We start from the raw sequence: 18967 nt of genomic DNA, 5'->3' as shown, positions 1-18967 counted from the left end.
ATTAGCGTCCAGCCCCATGCGCGCCCCGGTGGCCCGTGTTTCGCGGAAGTCAATTGTTGGTATTCGGAAATGCCCTTCACGGCCCCGGTGAAGGCCGCCGCCGTCCCCGGAACACCGGCGAGGCTCACAGTCGTGACGTTCCGCTCGTTAGTCCGCGCGTCGCATGGGAAGGGGCGGTCGCCAAGAACATCTGCTGGGACTCGCCGGCCTCCGCGCGGCGTCCGGGCAGACCTCGCGGGAGTCGAGCGCTAGGCAGGTCATCATGGAGAACGCTGTACGCACCCTGGTGCCGGCGCGGCTGGACCGGTTGCCGTGGTCGCGGTTCCACACGCGGCTGGTCGTCGCGCTCGGGGTCGCGTGGGTCCTGGACGGGATGGAGATCACGATCGCCAGCGCGATCGGGTCGGTCCTGCAGGACAGGCAGACGCTCGGCCTGTCGGCCGTCCAGGTGGGATTCACCGCGACCATCTACCTGATCGGCCAGGTGGCGGGCGCGCTGGTGTTCGGGCGGCTGTCCGACCGGTTCGGCAGGCGCAGGCTGTTCGTCCTGACGCTCGGGCTCTACCTGGTCGCCAACGGGATCACCGCCTTCTCGCCCAACCTGGCGTTCCTGCTGGTCTTCCGCTTCTTCGCCGGGGCGGGCATCGGCGGGGAGTACGCGGCGATCCACTCGGCCATCGACGAGCTCATCCCCTCCCGCTACCGTGGCCGCGTCGACCTGGCGGTCAGCGGCACGTACTGGCTCGGCGCGATCATCGGCACGGCGAGCACGTACGTGCTGCTCAACCCGGACATCCTGCCGCTGGATCTCGGCTGGCGCATCGGGCTGCTGATCGGTCCGGTGCTCGGTGCCATGATCTGGGTGCTGCGCCGTCACCTTCCCGAGAGCCCGCGATGGCTGCTCATGCACGGCAGGCACGACGAGGCCGAGGAGGCCACCCGGGCGGTCGAGACGGCGGTCGCCGAGAGCGGGCGCGAGCTGCCGCCCGTGGACGAGGACAAGGCCATGGACCTGCGCCCGCACGGCGCCCCGTCCTACGGCGAGATCCTGCGGGTGGTCGTCCGCGAGTACCCCAAGCGCACGTTCCTCGGCGTGTCGATGATGGTCAGCCAGTCGTTCCTGTACAACGCGATCTTCTTCACCTACGTCCTGGTGCTCAACACCTTCTACGGCGTGTCCCCGAACGACGCCTCCAAGTACCTGCTGATCTTCGCGGTCGGCAACCTCGCGGGGCCGTTCCTGCTGGGGCCGCTGTTCGACACCATCGGGCGCAAACCGATGATCTCCAGCACGTACGTCGCCTCGGGAGCGCTGCTCGCCGTGACCGGGTGGCTGTTCAAGGAGGGGCTGCTCACAGCGACCACCCAGGCGCTGCTGTGGTCGGTGATCTTCTTCATCGCCTCGGCGGCGGCCAGCGCCGGTTACCTGACGGTCAGCGAGCTGTTCCCGCTGGAGATCAGGGCGCTGGCGATCGCGCTGTTCTTCTCGATCGCCCAGGGGATCGGCGCCCTCGGCCCCGTCCTGTTCGGCGCGCTCATCGGCGACCAGGCCCACCCCGACCCGTCCCGGCTGTTCTACGGCTACCTGCTCGCCTCGGCGCTGATGGTGGCGGCGGGCGTGGTCGCGCTGTTCTGCGCGGTGAACGCCGAGCGGCGGTCCCTGGAGGATCTCGCCCCCTCACTGTCGATGCGGGACGCGAAGGCGGGCGCCGCCGCGACCGGGTAGCTACTCTGAGTGACCATGGATGCGGTTGCCCGGAGTCTGGTGCCGGCGAGGCTCGACCGGTTGCCGTGGTCGCGGTTCCACACGCGGTTCGTGGCCGCGCTCGGGGTCGCGTGGGTGCTCGACGGGATGGAGATCACGATCGCCGGCGCGATCGGGTCCGTCCTGCAGGACAGCCGCACTCTCGGCCTGTCACCGGTCGAGGTGGGGTTCACCGCGACCGTCTACCTGATCGGCGAGGTGGCCGGGGCGCTGGTGTTCGGGCGGCTGTCCGACCGGTTCGGCAGGCGCAGGCTGTTCGTCCTGACGCTCGGGCTCTACCTGGTCGCCAACGGGATCACCGCCTTCTCGCCGAACCTCGCCTTCCTGCTGGTGTTCCGCTTCTTCGCCGGGGCGGGCATCGGCGGGGAGTACTCCGCGATCCACTCGGCGATCGACGAGCTGATCCCCTCGCACTACCGGGGGAGGGTCGACCTCGCGGTGAGCGGCACGTACTGGCTGGGTGCGATGATCGGCACGGCGAGCACGTACGTACTGCTCAACCCAGCCGTCCTTCCGGTCAACGTGGGGTGGCGGCTCGGGCTGCTGATCGGGCCGCTGCTCGGAGCGGCCATCTGGGTGCTCCGCCGCCACCTTCCCGAGAGTCCCCGGTGGCTGCTCATGCACGGCAGGCAGGAGGAGGCCGAGCGGACCACCGCGGGTGTCGAGGCCGCGGTCGAGCGGGGCGGACGGCCGCTGCCGCCGGTGGACGAGAGCAAGGCCATGGAGTTCCGCCCGCACGGCGCCCCGTCGTACCGCGAGATCGCCCGGGTGCTCCTGATGGAGTACCCGAGGCGCACGTTCCTCGGCGCGACCCTGATGATCAGCCAGTCGTTCCTCTACAACGCCATCTTCTTCACCTACGTGCTGGTATTGAGCAATTTCTACGGCATCACCCCGCACGACGCGTCGAAGTACCTCTTCGCGTTCGCGGCCGGCAACCTCGCCGGGCCTCTCGTCCTCGGGCGCCTGTTCGACACGCTCGGGCGCAGGGTGATGATCTCCAGCACGTACATCGTGTCAGGAGTGCTGCTCGCCGCGACCGGGTGGCTGTTCAAGGAGGGGCTGCTCACGGCGGCCACGCAGACGCTGCTGTGGTCGGTGATCTTCTTCATCGCCTCGGCCGCGGCCAGCTCCGGCTACCTCACCGTCAGCGAGCTGTTCCCGCTGGAGATCAGGGCGCTGGCGATCGCGATGTTCTTCGCGGTGGCCCAGACGTTCGGCGCGCTCGGCCCGACGATCTTCGGCGCGCTCATCGGCGACCGCACCCACCCCGACCCGGCCAGGCTCTTCTACGGCTACCTGTTCGCCGCCGCCATGATGGTCTTCGCCGGGCTGGTCGCGCTCGTGCTGGCGGTGGACGCCGAGCGCAGGCCGCTGGAGGACCTCGCGCCGCCCCTGTCGGCTCAGAGAAGACTCACACGGTGATTATTAAAAAGGTTATTTACTAACAGATCGGAGTCTGCTTATCGTGGGGTCACAGCTGGCCGGGGGGCAGCCGTGACCACGCAGCATCGGACCCCTGCGGAGGCGTTCTTGAACGTCCGTCGGCTCCTCGCGCTACTGCCGGTTTCCCTCCTCCTCCTCATCATCCCGACCGCCCCACCGTCGACGGCGGCGACCGTCGTCGCGTTCGGCTCGGTCGTCCCCGCCCCGGTCACCTCGACCGCCGCCGCCGGGGTGACCTACGGCATCACCGTCTCCACCGCCGTCTACGCCGACCCGGGCGCCGAGGGCGTCGGCGAGCGGCTCGCCGCGCCGCTCCGCCGGTCGACCGGGTACCCGCTACCGGTCTCACCCGCCCCGGGCGCCGGTGGCATCTCCCTGCTGCTGTCGGGCGCTCCCGCCACGGTGGGGGCCGAGGGCTACCAGCTCGACGTGACCGCCACCTCGATCGTCATCCGCGCCAACCGGCCCGCCGGGCTCTGGAACGGGGTGCAGACGCTGCACCAGCTCCTGCCCGTCGCCGCCGACAGCGCCACGGTGCAGCCGGGCCCGTGGCCGGTGCCCGGCGGCCACATCGTGGACTACCCCAGGTTCGGCTACCGGGGCGCCATGCTCGACGTGGCCAGGCACTTCTTCACGGTGGCCGCGGTCGAGCGCTACATCGACCAGCTCGCCCTCTACAAGGTCAACTACCTGCACCTGCACCTGTCCGACGACCAGGGCTGGCGCATCGCGATCGACTCCTGGCCGAACCTCGCGACCTACGGCGGCAGCACCGCCGTCGGCGGCGGCCCCGGCGGCTACTACACCAAGGCGGACTACCAGCAGATCGTCTCCTACGCGGCCGCCCGCTCCGTCACGGTCGTCCCGGAGATCGACATGCCGAGCCACACCAACGCCGCCTTGGCCTCGTACGCGAGCCTGAACTGCGACGGCGTGGCACCGCCGCTCTACACCGGCACCGACGTGGGGTTCAGCTCGCTGTGCACCGCCAAGGAGCTCACCTACACCTTCATCGACCAGGTCGTCGGGGAGCTCGCCGCCCTGACCCCCGGCCCGTACCTGCACATCGGCGGGGACGAGGCCGCCTCCACCGCGCCCGCCGACTACGCGGCCTTCGTCAACAGGGTCCAGCGGATCGTCGCGGCGCACGGCAAGACCGTCGCCGGCTGGCACGACGTGACCAAGGCCACCCCGCTGCCCTCGACGGTCGCACAGTACTGGGGCACCACGACGAACGACGCCTCGGTGAAGACGGCCGCGCAGAACGGGACCAAGCTCATCATGTCCCCGGCCAACCGGGCCTACATCGACATGAAGTACAACTCCCGCACCACCCTCGGCCAGAACTGGGCCGGGTACATCGACGTCAAGACCGCCTACGGCTGGGATCCCGGCGCCTACCTGACCGGCGTCGCCGCCTCCTCGGTGCTCGGCGTCGAGGCCCCGCTGTGGACCGAGACCCTCACCACGAGCGCCGACATCGACTACATGGCCTTCCCCCGGCTCCCCGCGATCGCGGAACTCGGCTGGTCGCCGTACAGCACGCACAACTGGACGGCCTTCAAGCAGCGGCTCGGCGCCCAGGGTCCGCGCTGGAAGGTCATGGGCGTCAACTACTACCACTCCACGCAGATCTCCTGGCCGGGCGGTTCCTGATGCGTCGACTCCTCGCGATCGTTGTCTCGACCCTCACACTGGTCCTCGCCATCGGCGTCGTCGACGCCCGCGCGGCCACCGTCGCCTCCACCGAGCTCACCTCGGGCTGGGCGCTGCGGTCGGCCACCGGGCTGGCCGACACCGGCGCGGCCATCTCCCGGACCGGCTACTCCACCTCGGGCTGGAACCCGGTGTCGCTGCCCTCGACGGTGCTGGCGGGGCTGGTGGCGAACAACGTCTACCAGAACATCTTCTTCGGCCAGAACCTCAAGAACGTCCCCGACCTGACCGGGCAGGACTGGTGGTTCAGGGGGGAGTTCACCGCCTCGGCCACCTCGCCCGGCCAGGTCTACTGGCTGCGATTCAAGGGGATCAGCTACCGCGCCCAGATCTGGCTGAACGGCGTCCAGCTCGACGCGAACGCCGTGGGCACCATGGTCGCCCATGAGTACGACGTGACCGGCGTGATCCATCCGGGCGCGGCGAACGCCCTGGCCATCCGGGTGACGCCGCCCGCCCACGACTGCAAGGACCTGTCGTTCTGCACCGTCGACTGGAACCCCGAGGCCCCCGACATGAACGCCGGCCTGTGGGGCAAGACGTTGCTGGACACCACCGGCCCGGTCGCGCTGCGCGACCCCTACGTCAAGACCGTCCTGCCGTTGCCGGCCACCGACGCCGCCGACCTGACCGTCTACGTCGACGCGGTGAACGCCACCACGGCCCCGGTGACCACGACCGTCAGCGCCACCATCAGCAAGGCGGGCCAGCCGAGCATCCCGCTCAGCCAGACCATCACCCTCAATGCGAGGGAGCGGCGCGAGGTGGCCTTCGCGCCGGTCCACGTCACCAACCCCGTCCTGTGGTGGCCCTACCAGTTCGGCTCGCCCGAGCTCTACCAGCTCGGCGTGACGGCGACGGCGGGCGGGGCGACCTCCGACACCAAGGCGATCGACTTCGGCATCCGCCAGTTCACCGACTACCGCACCACCGTCAACGGCACCTCGTTCGCCGGCTACAAGGTCAACGGCCAGAACATCCTGTTCCGCGGCGGCGGCTACATGTGGGACATGCTGCAGCGCTGGGACTCAAGGACCAACGCCGCCCACGTCAAGTACGTCAAGGACATGGGTCTCAACACCATCCGCCTGGAGGGCACCCTCGGCAACGAGGAGCTCTACGACCTGGCCGACAAGGCCGGCGTCATGGTGATGCCCGGATTCGTCTGCTGCAGCGCCTGGGAGAACGACAGCGGCTGGTCGGCGGAGCAGGCCCAGGTCGCCGTCGCGTCCCTCGACACCCAGATGCGCGCCTCCCGCGCGCACGCGAGCACCTTCCTGTGGACCTACGGCAGCGACCAGCCGCCGACCGCCGCCCACCTGACCGCGTACAAGAACGCCGCCGCCGCCCTGCACTGGCAGAACCCCACCCTGGACAACGTCGCCACCTGGTCCAACGCGAACGCCGGGATGAAGATGGACGGCCCGTACGTGTGGGAGCCGCCCGTGCTGTGGTGGGACACCACCAAGGCGGGCAGCGCCTTCGGCACCACGGGCGAGGAGGGCACCGAGTCCCCGCCGCCGCTGGAGAGCCTCCAGCGCTTCCTGGCCCCGGCCGACCAGTGGCCGATCGGCGCCGCCTGGAACTACCACGCGGGCAAGGCGGGCAGCGTCTTCGACAACACCACCCCGTTCACGACGGGGCTCAACAGCCGGTACGGCACGGCCACCGGGGCCGCCGACTACTCGCGCAAGGCCGAGCTGCAGAACTACGAGAACACCCGGGCGTTCTTCGAGGCGTGGAACGCCCATGAGTACACCCAGTCGTTCGGCACCGTCTTCTGGATGCTCAACAGCGCCTGGCCCTCGGTCCACTGGAACCTGTACGACTACTACTTCAAGCCCGGCGGCGGCTACTTCGGCAGCAAGAAGGCCAACGAGCCGGTGCACATCGCCTACGACTACGCCACCAGGAAGGTGTTCGTGGTCAACTCCACCCTCGCGGCCCGCGGTGGCCTGACCGCGACGGCGACCCTGTACAACATCCCGGACCTGGCCCAGAAGTACACGACCTCCGTGCCCTTTACCGCCGCGGCCAACTCCGCGACCCAGGTGCTGACCATCCCCGCCGTCACCGGCCTGTCGACGAGCTACTTCATCCGGCTGCGGGTGAAGGACGCGGGAGGGGCGACGGTGAGCGACAACCTGTACTGGTACTCCACGACGGCCGACACCCTCGGCAACAAGAGCAACTGGTACCGGACGACGCCCAAGAACTACGCCGACCTCACCGGCCTGAACAGGCTGCCCGCCAATCCCGATCTCAACGCCGCCGTGTCGAGGACCTCGTCCGGCGGCCAGGAGAGCGTCGCGATCACCCTCACCAACAACAGCGCGACCAACCTCGCGTTCTTCGTCCGTCCCGAGATCACCGCGGGCAACGGCGGGAACGAGGTCACGCCCGTCACCTACACCGGCAACTACCTGTCCCTGTGGCCGGGCGAGTCCACCACCGTCACCGCCGTCTACCAGACGGCCGACCTCGGCGGGCAGGCCCCCTACCTGCGCCTGCGCGGCTACAACACGCCCACGACATCCGTACCCGTCCCCTGATCCGGGGGTGGGCTCGCGGGCGCCGGGTGAGGCGCCCGCGAGCCTGGTCCCATGAACGTCGCGCCGGGTCGCGGCGGTTTCCATGGCCGGTCGCCCGCGGCCCGAGGGAGGGGTGGACGCGGGCGAGGGCTGACGCGGGCCCTGGTCAGCTCCGCAGGGCGGCGGCCTCCGCGGCGAGCTTCTCGATCCGGGGGTAGTCGCCGGAGGCGAGCGCGTCGGCCGGGGTCAGCCAGGTGCCGCCGACGCAGCCGACGTTCGGCAGCGCCAGGTACTCAGGAGCCGTCTCCAGCCGGATGCCGCCCGTCGGGCAGAACCGCACCTCGGGGATCGGCCCGGCGAGCGCCTTGAGGTAGGCGACGCCGCCCGCCGGTCCGGCGGGGAAGAACTTCAGCTCGGTCAGCCCGCGCTCGGCGAGCGCCAGCACCTCCGAGGCGGTGGCCGCGCCCGGCAGGAACGGCACGCCGCTGTCCAGCATCGAGTCCAGGAGGACGGGCGTGCTGCCCGGGCTGACCAGGAACCGCGCGCCCGCGCCGGTGGACGCCACGACGTCGGCCGGGGTCCTGACCGTGCCCGCGCCGATCACGGCGTCCGGGACCTCGGCGGCGATCCGGGCGATGGCGTCCAGGGCGCACGGCGTGCGGAGCGTCACCTCGATGACGGGGAGGCCGCCCGCCACGAGCGCCCGGGCGAGCGGGACCGCCGTCTCCACCTCGTCGATCACGACGACCGGGACGACAGGGGCGAGATCGAGGATGGTCACGGGGCCGCGCTCCTTGTTGCAGGGGTAACCGACGGGTCGGCTTCGGGGAATGGGTGCGGGGGTCGCGAGGAGGGGACGCCGGCCTCGCGCCCGGCCACACGCTGGGCGAGCCAGGCCGCGGCGCCGGTCAGCGCCGGCTGCTCGGCGACGATCACCGTGGTCGCGATCTCGCTCAGGTAGTCGGACAGCACGAGGTTGGCCTCGAAGCGCCGCCGGAAGTCGCTCTCCCGCATGCGCCTGACGATCCTCGGCACGATCCCACCCCCGAGATACACCCCGCCGCGCGCGCCCAACGTCAGAGCGACATTAGCGGCAAAGCTCCCCAGAAGCCCACAGAACACTTCAACCGTACGCGCGCACAGCGAATCGTCCACCCGCGCGACGATCTCCGGGGCGGCGAGCGGGGCCACGGGGGTGCCCTCCACCAGCGCGAGCCCGTGGCGCAGCCGTACGAGCCCCGGGCCGGACAGCAGATGCTCGGCGTCCACGAACGACATGCCGTCGGCACGCAGCGCCCGTACCACCTCGATCTCCAGGCCGGTCACGGCGGGCACCGAAACGTGGCCGCCCTCGCCGGGCACGGGCACCCAGCCCTCCCGCACGGGGACCAGCGCGGCGACGCCCAGCCCGGTGCCGGGGCCGAGCACCGTCTTCACCATGTCAGGGGCCGGGAGCGGGCCGCCGAGCGAGGCCAGGTCGCCGGCCCCCAGGTGCGGCAGGGCCAGCGCCAGCGCCTCGAAGTCGTTGAGCAGTTCGACGTGCGGGATCCCCAGCTCGCCGACCGAGCCGGACCAGCCGGTGTTGGTCAGCCGGTAGCGGTCGGCGTTCACCGGGCCGGCGATGGCGAGGCACGCGGCGGCCGCCCGCACCCCGCCGGCGTGGTCCGCGAGATAGGAGTGCACCGCGTCCGCCAGCCCGTCGAACTCCGCCCCGGCCAGCACGGCGACCGTCCCCGGATGCCCGCCGGGCGCGGTGACCAGCCCGAATCGCGCGTTGGTCCCGCCGACGTCGGCGACCAGCCAGGGACTCTCCGGGGACGGCAGGGGGATCGGGCTCACGCGCGCCCCTCCGCGCCGTTGAGGGCGAGAGCGCCCGTTCGCTCCTCGGCGCCGTCGAGGGCGAAGCCTTCCGTACGGCCCTCCGCGCCGTTGAGGGCGAAGATGCCGGCGCCGCGCTCCGCCGGGCCCGCCGCGCGGCGGAAGGCGGCGAACAGCTCGCGCCCGGTGCCCACCCACTCGTCGTCGCGCAGCGGCCTGCCCTCGGGCGTGCGGGCGGCCAGCTCGGCCTCGGGGACCAGGATGTCCAGCGTGCCGGTCGTGGAGTCGAGCCTGATCGGGTCGCCGTTCCTGACCAGCGAGATCGGGCCGCCGTCCGCTGCCTCGGGGGACAGGTGGATGGCAGCGGGCACCTTGCCCGACGCCCCGGACATGCGGCCGTCGGTGACGAGCGCGACCCGCTGCCCCCGGTCCAGCAGCACGGCGAGCGGCGGGGTCAGCTTGTGCAGCTCGGGCATGCCGTTGGCGCTCGGGCCCTGGTAGCGGATCACCGCGACGAAGTCCTGGCCGTCCAGCTCGCCCGCCGCGAACGCCGCGAGCAGCTCGGCCTGGTCGTCGAAGACCTTGGCGGGCGCCTCGATCACCTGGTGCTCGGGCTTGACCGCCGACACCTTGCTGACCGCGCGGCCGAGGTTCCCGCTGAGCATGTGGATGCCGCCGTCGGCGGAGAACGGCTCGGCGACCGGGCGCAGCACGTCGAGGTCGGCGCTCACCGTCGCCCGCTCCTCCCAGACGATCTGGTCGTCCTTCAGCTCCGGCCCGCCGCGGTAGAGGCCGAGGCCGCGCCCGGCGACCGTCAGCACGTCCTCGTGGAGGAGCCCGGCGTCGAGCAGGTCGCCCATCATCACCTGCATGCCGCCCGCCGCCTGGAAGTGGTTCACGTCCGCCTGGCCGTTCGGGTACATGCGGGTCAGCAGCGGGACGACCGCCGACAGCGCGGCCAGGTCGTCCCAGAGCAGCTCGATGCCGGCGGCGGCCGCGATGGCGACCAGGTGCATGGTGTGGTTGGTGGAGCCGCCGGTGGCCAGCAGCGCCACGGCCGCGTTGACCAGGGCCTTCTCGTCGACGACCTCGGCCACGGGGGTGTACTCCTCCCCGTGCGCGGTGATCTCGACCACGCGCCTCGCCGCGGCGCGGGTGAGGCCGTCGCGCAGGTCGGTACCGGGGTTGACGAACGTCGCGCCCGGCAGGTGCAGGCCCATGACCTCCATGAGCACCTGGTTGGAGTTCGCGGTGCCGTAGAAGGTGCAGGTGCCGGGGGAGTGGTAGGACTCGGCCTCCGCGTCCAGCATCGTGCCCCGGCTGATCTTGCCCTCGGCGAAGAGCTGGCGGGTGCGCGCCTTCACCTTGTTGGGCAGCCCCGAGGGCATGGGCCCGGCGGGCACGAAGATGGCCGGCAGGTGCCCGAAGTGCAGCGCGCCGATCAGCAGCCCCGGCACGATCTTGTCGCAGACGCCGAGCAGCAGCGAGCCGTCGAACATGTCGTGTGAGAGCGCGATCGCCGTGGCCATCGCGATGACCTCGCGGCTGTAGAGCGACAGCTCCATGCCCGCGCGGCCCTGGGTGATGCCGTCGCACATCGCCGGGACGCCGCCCGCGAACTGCGCGACGCCGCCCGCCTCGCGCACGGCGTCCTTCAGGATCGCGGGGTAGGTCTCGTACGGCTGGTGCGCCGACAGCATGTCGTTGTACGCCGACACGATCGCGACGCCGGGCCTCTCGTTCCCGCGCAGGGCCAGCTTGTCGCCGGGGGAGCAGGCGGCGAAGCCGTGGGCGAGGTTGGCGCAGCCGAGGCTCGCCCGGGCGGGCCCGCGCTCCCTGGCCTCACGGGCGGCGGCGCCGACGCGCTCGAGGTACGCCGTCCGGCTGCGCAGGCTGCGCTCGGTGAGGCGCTCGGTGACCTCCTGTACGGTGCGGTTCACGGCAGGTCCTCCTCGTGCCAGGCGCGGCCGCTGCGGCCGAGCAGTTCGTGGGCTGCGGCCGGGCCGCTCGTACCGGCAGGGTAGGTCTCGGGGAGCGCCGCCGACGACTCCCAGGTAGCGATGATCGGGTCGATCCAGCTCCAGGCCGCCTCGACCTCGTCACGCCGCATGAACAGAGTCGGGTTGCCCGACAGCACGTCCATGAGGAGGCGCTCGTACGCCTCGGGCACGCGGGTGCGGAAGGTGTCGGCGAAGCTCAGGCTGAGCGGCACGGGCCGGGGGACGACCTCGCCCGCGCCCGGCTCCTTGGCCATGATGTGCAGGTGGATGCCCTCGCTCGGCTGGAGCCGCAGCACCAGCCGGTTGGGCCCGCCTCCAGGGAAGATCGAGTGCGGCACGTCCTTGAACTGGACGACGATCTCCGAGCGGCGGTACGGCATCCGCTTGCCGGTGCGCAGGTAGAAGGGCACGCCCGCCCAGCGCCAGTTCTTCACCTCGGCGCGGATCGCGGTGAACGTCTCCACGCGGCGCGAGGCGTCGGTGGGCGCGGTCTGGTCGGGCTCGTCGAGGTACCCCGGGACGGCCTGCCCGCGCGACTGCCCGGCGACGTACTGCCCGCGCACGGTGAACCGGTCGGCCTCGGTGCCGGCGATCGGCCGCAGCGACTGAAGGACCTTGACCTTCTCGTCGCGGATGGACTCGCGGTCGTTGCGTGACGGCGGCTCCATCGCGACCAGGCACAGCAACTGGAGCAGGTGGTTCTGCACCATGTCGCGCAGCGCGCCCGCGTGGTCGTAGTACCCCCGCCGCCCCGGCGTGCCGACGGACTCCGCCGCGGTGATCTGGACGTGGTCGATCCACAGGGAGTTCCAGATCGGCTCGAGGAACGCGTTGGCGAAGCGCAGCACGAGCAGGTTCTGGACGGTCTCCTTGCCCAGGTAGTGGTCGATGCGGAAGATCTGGTGCTCTTCGAAGATGGCGCCGACCTCGTCGTTGATGCGCCGCGCGCCCGCCAGGTCGCGGCCGAGCGGCTTCTCCAGCACCACCCGGGAGCGCGGCGTCACCAGGCCCGCCTCGTGCACGCCCCTGCAGAACGGGCCGAACGTCATCGGCGGGCTGGCCAGGTAGAAGATCCGCGCGGTGTTCTCCCGGCCGGCGAGCAGGTGGGTCAGCGCGCGCCAGCCGGCGTGGTCGGGGCCGCCCACGTCGACGGACACGTGGTGCAGCCGCCGGAGGAACCGGTCCCATCCCCCGGCGTCGTCGGCGTGCAGGCCGGGCCGTACCTCGGCCTCGACCTTGCCGCGGAAGTCGGCGTCGGTCAGCCCGCCGCGCGACATGGCGATGATGCGGGTCTCCGGCGCGAGCCGTCCGTCGCGGTCGCTGTGATACAGCGCGGGGAGCAGCTTCCGCATCGAGAGGTCGCCGGTGCCGCCGAACACGATCAGGTCGGCCACGTGCGCCGTGGGGCGGCCGGACACCTCGGGGGTCGCGTCCGGGGTGGAGGGCACGGGAGGGGCGGAAGACGCGGACACGGTCGAGGGCACGGTCGACGGCTCGAACGAGGTCGTGGGCGCGGGCTCAGGCACGGGGGAAAGCTCCGTAGATCTACCAACTGAGGACAGATCGGACACTAGCCCGATCTTTGGTCGCACACAACCGCAGTTTTGGCATTTGAGATGAGGAACTTAGGAACTTCAGATTACAAAAGAGGTGTGGTTGACTTAGCCGATGGGTCGACGATCAGCCTCCGCGCTCGCCAGCAGCGGCGAGGTGCTCCACCTCATACGCACCGGTGAGGCGGTCACGCGGGCGGACATCGGCAGGGTCACCGGGCTCTCGCGTCCCGCCGTCGCGCTGCGCGTGGCCGGGCTCCTCGAACGCGGCCTGGTCGTGGAGGACACCGAGGGCCCCTCCACCGGCGGCCGTCCCCCCGCCAGGCTCGCCTTCAACGCGGCCGGCGGCGTGGTCCTCGTCGCCTCGCTGGGCGCCAGCCGCACGCAGATCGCCCTCTGCGACCTCGCGGGCTCCGAGCTGGCCCGCACCGACCTGGAGATCGACGTCGAGCGCGGCCCGGACGTGGTGCTGCCGCTGCTGATGGACGTCTGGGCCGACCTGCTCGGCGACCGGCCGATGTCGGTCGTGCGGGGCGCCGGCCTCGGCGTGCCCGCGACCGTCGAGTTCGCGGCGGGGCGCACCGAGAGCGCCCGCGTGATGGCGAGCTGGACCGGCGTGGTGATCCCGCCGCTCATCTCGGCGCGCTACCCGGTGCCCGTCTTCGTGGACAACGACGTGAACGTCATCGCCATGGGCGAGTACCACGAGGCGTACGCGCGGGAGGTCGCCGACCTGCTGTTCGTGAAGGTGTCGACCCGCATCGGCGCGGGGGTGATCGCGGGGGGCGAGATCCTGCGCGGGGCGCTCGGCGCGGCCGGGGAGATCGGCCACATCCCCGTGCGCGACGGCGGGGGAGTGCTGTGCCGGTGCGGCAACATCGACTGCGTCGACTCGGTGGCGAGCGGCACCGCGATCCTGCGCGACCTGCGGGCCAGGGGCCGGGAGGTCTTCTCGCTGTCGGACGTGGTCACGCTGGTGCGCGCGGGCGACGCCGAGACCATGACCGTCGTGCGCAGGGCCGGGCGGCTGCTCGGGGAGGTGATCGCGAGCGCGGTCAACCTGCTCAACCCCGCCGTGGTGGTCCTGGGCGGCGACGTCGCCGAGAACTTCCAGCCGCTGGTCTCCAGCGTGCGCGAGGTCGTCTACCGGCGCTCCACGGCGCTGTCCACCCGGAGCCTGCGCATCGAGCGCAGCCGGCTCGGGGCCGGCGCGGGCATCACCGGCTGCGCGGTCATGGTGATCGACCACATCCTGGCCCCCGAGATGGTCGACGCCGCCATCGACGGCACGGGGCCGTTCGAGGCCGCGCAGCACCCGCGGCCGTCCCACGCGGTGGGCTCGGGCGGGTAGCGGCCGGGTCAGTGGGCGCAGATCAGGCAGCTCAGGGCCTGCTCCAGGGCCTCGGGGCCGTCGACGGGTGAGGGCCAGGGCACCCGGATGAGCGTCGGGTCCTCGATGCCCGAGCGCACGGTCACCCCGTAGCGGTCGAGCTCCCACAGCCAGGCCTCGGGCGCGGGCTCGCCGAGCATGCGGTGGACGGCCCGCTGGAGCTGGTCGCGGTGGGACTCGTTCACGTGGCGCAGGACGCGCTCGGCCGCGTCGAGGAACGGGTCGGGCCCGGCGCCGAGGTAGTCCTCGGCGTCCAGCATCCCGGACTCCTGGCCCGTCAGGTAGATCACGTAGCCGACGTCGACGCGGAACAGGCGCGGGCCGTCGGGGTCTCCTTCGACGGCGGCGAACAGCGCCTCGTCCGGGCACCGTCCCGCCACGGTCACCGCCGCGTCCCGGGCCTCCTCCGGGGGCACGGCCTGCGCCCACCCGTGCACCTTGAGCAGGCCGCGAGGGTGCTCCACCCCGCCAAGGACGCGGGTGGCCGCGAGGTCCACGGTGACCACCACGTCGTCTGCGGCGGGGATCGCGTGGAGCGGCTCGCCCGGCTTGACCAGCAGGAGCGGCCGGCCGGCGGCGTCGACCCCACCCCTGGCGGCGTGCGCCGAGCCGTCCAGCGAGACATGGGTCGGTGCGGAGGCCGTGGCGAGGCTCCGGATACGTTCGGAGATGGGGGGGACCGTCACGTGCATGGCGTGGGCTCCTTGCTGGTTCGCGTCGCACGGCAATTTAAGGTTAGGCTTCCCTTACTTAGGCATACCTAATCACAGCGAGGTCATCGTGCGCTACACCGGACCCAAGGTGCGCCTGTCCAGGCGGGCAGGCCTTCCACTCACCAGAAAGGCCGTGCGCTACTTCGAGCAGCGGCCCTACCCGCCGGGCGAACACGGCCGCAAGACCAACCGCCGCGCGGCGGGCGACTACAGCCTGCGGCGGATGGAGAAGCAGAAGCTGCGCTGGTACTACGACGTCTCGGAGAAGCAGATGAGGAGGTACTGGGGCCTCGCGCTGCGCCGGCCCGGACGCTCGGGCGCCGAGCTGGTCTCGCTGCTGGAGAGCCGCCTCGCCTCGCTGGTGCTCCGCTCCGGGCTCGCCTCGTCCATCTATGCCGCCCGTCAGTACGTCAACCACGGCCACATCACCGTGGACGGGCGCAAGGTCGACATCCCCAGCTACCTCGTACGGCCCGGCCAGACCGTCGCCGTGCGGCCCAAGTCGCGGTCGATGCAGCCGTTCGTGGCGGCGGCCGAGGGCACCTACGCCGACGAGATCACCGCGCCCTACCTGGACGTGGACCTCGGCGAGCTGACCTTCACGCTGCTCAGCACGCCCGAGCGCCAGCAGGTGCCCGTCCTGGTGGACGAGCAGCTCGTCGTCGAGCACTACTCCCGCTGAGCCGGCCGCGTCAGCGCATGGAGGAGGCGCCCTCGGGCGCCGGCATGGCCGCGCGCAGCGCCGCGATCTCGGCGCGCAGCGCGGCCAGCTCGGCGGCGACGGAGCCGCCGGAGTCGCCGGAGTCGCCGGGCACGCGTTCCCGCTGGTGCTCCTCCTCCATCGCGCTCACGACGACGGCGATGAACAGGTTCAGCACGACGAACGTGCAGATCAGCACGAATATCACGAAGAACACCCACGCCGACGGGTGGTGCTCCATGACGTCCCTGTTGATGTCCGACCAGCCGTCGCCGGTCATCGTCTGGAACAGCGTGAACAGCGAGGTCGGCAGGTCGCCGAAGTAGTCGGGGGAGGCCGCCCCGTACAGCTTGGTGGCCATCACCGAGGCCACGTAGAGCACGAGGGCCAGCAGCAGGGCGATCGAGGCCATGCCGGGAACCGCCGTGAGCAGCGCCGACACCACCCGGCGCAGGCTGGGCACGACCGAGATCAGCCGCAGCGCCCGCAGGATGCGCAGGGCCCGCAGCACCGACAGCCCGCCCGCCGTCGGCATGAGCGAGACGGCCACGATGACGGTGTCGAAGAGGTTCCACGGGTCCCGCACGAAGCGCGCCCGGTAGACGTACATCTTCGCCAGCAGCTCCGCGACGAACACGTAAAGCGCGGCGCGGTCGACCACGTGGAGCACGGTGCCGTACGACGCGAGCGCCGAGGGCGAGGTCTCCACGCCCAGGGTGGCCGCGTTGACCACGATGACGGCGACGATCGCGCGCTGGAACCACTGCGATTCGAGGGCCTGCCGAACACGATCACGCATGGGGATGAGCACTCCTGAATCGGAAGATCGGAATGCGCAAGATCCTAGAGTCTGTACGGGTGTGTCGCAGGCCGCCCGCGCGTCCCCGCGTACGTCCCTAGGGCGTGCCCGTGCGCGGTGAGAGGCGGAAGACGCGGAGCTCGCGGCCGGAGCGCTCGGTGTAGCCGTCGTACACCGGCCAATGGCGGGTGAGGTCCTGCCACGCCCGCTCGCGGCCGGCCCCGGCGAGCAGGTGGCCGGTCACCGGGATCACGCGCCCGCGGAAGGTCACCGTGGCCCGAGGGTTCTTGATGAGGTTGCCGCTCCAGGCGGGGTGGCGCTCCTTGCCGAAGTTGCTCCCGGCCACCAGGAACGCGCCGTCGTCCTCGGGCAGGCAGGCGAGCGGGGACCGGCGGGGCTCGCCGCTCTTGCTGCCGGTCGTGGTCAGCAGCAGGTGGGGGACCATCTGGTCGCCCATGAGGACGCGGCCGCCGCTGACCCGGTTGAGGAACCGGTCGACGGGCGGCACGATCTTGGGTCCCACCAGCGAGAAGCCCCGGGTGGTCGCGAGCCACTGGAAGAACGGGCGGAGCGCGACGCTGACGCGGCGGACGACCCCGCCGCTGGACGGCTGCTGCTGCACCATGGCGACCTCGTGTCCGGCTCCGGCCCTCGTCGGCCCGGCCAAGGCTAGCCCCTAGCAAGCGCTAGGTCAAAGTCAGTTGGACGGCCCGTAGGGTTCGATCGGGGGGTCGGAGAAGGGGCCGCCCGCCGCCGGGGTGACGCGGTCGCCGGCGGCCTCGGTGACGCGCACCGCGTAGAGGCCCTGCTCGGGGACGAGCGGCACCAGGCCGTAGGCGGTGTCCACCTCGTCCTCGCTCAGGCCCAGCTGACGCATGGCCTGTTCCAGAGTCGCGTCCCGCGGGAGCTGTACCGTGACCAGCACCATGCCCCCCACGCTACGCGCCCCCCACGCCTCCCGTGCGCGCGGGCCTTCTCACAGCGGAATTCTCATGGCCCGTCGTTCGAGCACCCTGAGGATCGCCCGGGTGTCGGCGATGCCGTACCCGTAGTCGTAGTCGAAGCCCACATCGCTGCGGTCGTCGGCCGTGCGGTGGAGCAGCGTGCGGAGCTGGGCGGGCGGAAGCTGGGAGGCGGGCCAGCGGGTGCGGATCGCGGCTATGAGCCCGGCCGCCACCGGGCAGGCCGCCGAGGTGCCGGAGTCCGGCTGGTCGTCGCCGAAGGCCTTCGACCCGGAGAAGTGCGTGTAGGCGCAGATGTCGGGCTTGCGGTCGCTCAGCCGCCCCGGCCCCTGCGAGGAGTAGCCCACCCGCTCGCCGTTGGTGTCGACCCCGCCGATGGACAGGGCCTGCGGGTGGGAGTTGGCGCCCACGATGGGACGGCCCGAGTAGCCGCACCGGCGGTCCTTGCACTCGGACCCGCAGTTGCCGGCCGCGAACAGGATGTCGGCCCCGGCCTGCTCCAGGCTGCCGACGATGATGTTGAAGGGATGGGCCGCGTTGTCGGAGTAGTTCCCCGGCTGCCCGGGGGCGAGGTCCCACTCGGGAGAGAACGACCCCCAGCTGTTGCTGATGACCAGCGCCCTGCTCGCGGCGGGCTGCGCCTCGAGGACGGTGCGCAGGTGGGCGAACGCCGCCACCGCGTCGGAGAGCAGGCCGTCGATGGCCGTGCCCCCCTGCCGCCTGGACAGCAGGACCGGGATATCGATGAGAGACGCCCCCGGTGCGGCGATCTGCGTGTCGAAGGCGCACATCGTGCCGTGGTCGACGGCGAACGACCCGGCCTTGCCGGTGACGCCGCCGGGGTTCCAGCTACGGTCGGCGTCGATCGTGATCTCCCTGCCCAGCTGGCGGGTGACGTGGTCGGCGTTGATGCCGGTGTCGCACACCGCGAGCGCCACGCCCGTGCCGTCGTACCCCTCGGCGCGGAGCCGCGTCACGTCGAGCAGGCGGGCGACGTCCTGCCAGGTGCCGACGGGAGGGGCGCCGCCGCAGGTGAGGCTGGTCTCGATGACGGGGTCGGCGTAGATGCCCACCACGTCCCGATGGCGGCCGGGCAGCAGGGCCAGGCGCGCGGAGCTCACGTCGTCGGAGATCTCGCCCCTCACCAGGACCGAGGCCTCCCCGGGCGCCATGGAGAAGACCAGCGGCTGGTGCAGCGACAGCGGGTCGCCCCCGAGGGTGGCGGGCTGGGCACGGGGGAGCGCGACCGGGGTGAACGAGTGGTCGAGCGCGACCCCGGGAAGGCCGTCGGTGACGTCGGCGGTCGTCGCGACGAGGTGGGGGGCGGCGACGGCGGCGACGATGTCGGGGGAGGGACGGAGCTGGATCAGGACCCGCATGAGGACACCACCCTGAGATCGCGAAAACCGGACGCCACAACGTTCCAGCATCCGGCCGCACCGCGTCTACCAGCAGAAATGTCGTGCCATCGTGCAATACACCACGAAGGCCTGCGAAGCATCGTGGGAAATTTCCGGGCCTCCCTCGCCTCGATGTGGTCGCGCGTAAGGCTTCCGCCGGGCGCGGCGGTTGGC

Annotated in this window: 15 protein-coding genes; 6 read left to right on the top strand and 9 right to left on the bottom strand. The window is 71.5% G+C overall.

Annotated features, from left to right (window positions below; all coding sequences use genetic code 11):
* The first annotated feature begins 262 nt into the window (after positions 1-262).
* The 4 genes from OG589_RS18750 to OG589_RS18735 all read left to right on the top strand — a co-directional run bounded on the left by OG589_RS18750 (position 263) and on the right by OG589_RS18735 (position 7479).
* Positions 263-1726, top strand: coding sequence for an MFS transporter (locus OG589_RS18750; protein WP_405150742.1), 1464 nt, complete (start codon positions 263-265; stop codon positions 1724-1726).
* A 15-nt stretch (positions 1727-1741) separates the two neighbouring features.
* Positions 1742-3190, top strand: a complete 1449-nt coding sequence (locus OG589_RS18745) for an MFS transporter (protein ID WP_405150741.1) — start codon at positions 1742-1744, stop codon at positions 3188-3190.
* Between the two features lie 108 nt (positions 3191-3298).
* The gene (locus tag OG589_RS18740; protein ID WP_405150739.1) at positions 3299-4867 is read left to right on the top strand and encodes a beta-N-acetylhexosaminidase; all 1569 of its coding nucleotides are present in this window, start codon (positions 3299-3301) and stop codon (positions 4865-4867) included.
* The gene (locus tag OG589_RS18735; RefSeq protein ID WP_405150738.1) at positions 4867-7479 is read left to right on the top strand and encodes a glycosyl hydrolase 2 galactose-binding domain-containing protein; all 2613 of its coding nucleotides are present in this window, start codon (positions 4867-4869) and stop codon (positions 7477-7479) included. The genes OG589_RS18740 and OG589_RS18735 overlap by 1 nt, the downstream gene beginning before the upstream one ends.
* A 145-nt stretch (positions 7480-7624) precedes the next feature.
* Here OG589_RS18735 and eda read toward each other — a convergent pair whose 3' ends face one another.
* The 4 genes from eda to zwf are packed head-to-tail and all read right to left on the bottom strand — an operon-like array spanning position 7625 to position 12694.
* Positions 7625-8239: a bifunctional 4-hydroxy-2-oxoglutarate aldolase/2-dehydro-3-deoxy-phosphogluconate aldolase gene (eda, locus tag OG589_RS18730; protein WP_405150737.1), complete on the bottom strand. Its 615-nt coding sequence runs from the start codon at positions 8237-8239 to the stop codon at positions 7625-7627.
* On the bottom strand, positions 8236-9297 hold the full coding sequence (glk, locus tag OG589_RS18725; RefSeq protein ID WP_405150735.1) for a glucokinase: 1062 nt from the start codon (positions 9295-9297) through the stop codon (positions 8236-8238). The genes eda and glk overlap by 4 nt, the downstream gene beginning before the upstream one ends.
* Positions 9294-11216 carry a phosphogluconate dehydratase gene (edd, locus tag OG589_RS18720; RefSeq protein WP_405150733.1) on the bottom strand — a complete coding sequence of 641 codons (1923 nt, stop codon included), beginning with the start codon at positions 11214-11216 and terminating at the stop codon, positions 9294-9296. Before edd ends, glk begins: the two co-directional genes overlap by 4 nt.
* Positions 11213-12694: a glucose-6-phosphate dehydrogenase gene (gene zwf / locus OG589_RS18715; RefSeq protein WP_405152071.1), complete on the bottom strand. Its 1482-nt coding sequence runs from the start codon at positions 12692-12694 to the stop codon at positions 11213-11215. The genes edd and zwf overlap by 4 nt, the downstream gene beginning before the upstream one ends.
* Positions 12695-12944: 250 nt before the next feature.
* Between zwf and OG589_RS18710 the strand changes: the two genes are divergently transcribed.
* Complete coding sequence (locus OG589_RS18710; RefSeq protein ID WP_405150731.1) at positions 12945-14180, top strand: ROK family protein; 1236 nt, start codon at positions 12945-12947, stop codon at positions 14178-14180.
* Positions 14181-14188: 8 nt separating this feature from the next.
* Here the strand turns inward: OG589_RS18710 and OG589_RS18705 are convergent, their stop codons facing one another.
* Positions 14189-14911, bottom strand: coding sequence for a DUF2470 domain-containing protein (locus OG589_RS18705; protein WP_405150730.1), 723 nt, complete (start codon positions 14909-14911; stop codon positions 14189-14191).
* 88 nt (positions 14912-14999) lie between these two features.
* On the opposite strand from OG589_RS18705, the gene rpsD reads away from it, so the two are divergent.
* On the top strand, positions 15000-15614 hold the full coding sequence (gene rpsD, locus OG589_RS18700) for a 30S ribosomal protein S4 (RefSeq protein ID WP_405150728.1): 615 nt from the start codon (positions 15000-15002) through the stop codon (positions 15612-15614).
* A 10-nt stretch (positions 15615-15624) separates the two neighbouring features.
* Here the strand turns inward: rpsD and OG589_RS18695 are convergent, their stop codons facing one another.
* The 4 genes from OG589_RS18695 to OG589_RS18680 all read right to left on the bottom strand — a co-directional run bounded on the left by OG589_RS18695 (position 15625) and on the right by OG589_RS18680 (position 18772).
* A complete protein-coding gene (locus tag OG589_RS18695; protein WP_405150727.1) occupies positions 15625-16431 on the bottom strand; it encodes an ion transporter in 807 nt (268 codons plus the stop codon).
* A gap of 97 nt (positions 16432-16528) precedes the next feature.
* Positions 16529-17098 (bottom strand): nitroreductase family deazaflavin-dependent oxidoreductase, encoded by a 570-nt coding sequence (locus OG589_RS18690; RefSeq protein WP_405150725.1) that lies wholly within the window; start codon positions 17096-17098, stop codon positions 16529-16531.
* Positions 17099-17128: 30 nt separating this feature from the next.
* Complete coding sequence (locus OG589_RS18685; protein ID WP_405150723.1) at positions 17129-17359, bottom strand: hypothetical protein; 231 nt, start codon at positions 17357-17359, stop codon at positions 17129-17131.
* A 48-nt stretch (positions 17360-17407) separates the two neighbouring features.
* On the bottom strand, positions 17408-18772 hold the full coding sequence (locus OG589_RS18680; RefSeq protein WP_405150721.1) for a S8 family serine peptidase: 1365 nt from the start codon (positions 18770-18772) through the stop codon (positions 17408-17410).
* Positions 18773-18967 lie beyond the last annotated feature (195 nt).

This window comes from Sphaerisporangium sp. NBC_01403 (genome assembly GCF_045040145.1).
Classification (GTDB): domain Bacteria; phylum Actinomycetota; class Actinomycetes; order Streptosporangiales; family Streptosporangiaceae; genus Sphaerisporangium; species Sphaerisporangium viridialbum.
This window is presented reverse-complemented; position numbering and strand designations above follow the sequence as displayed.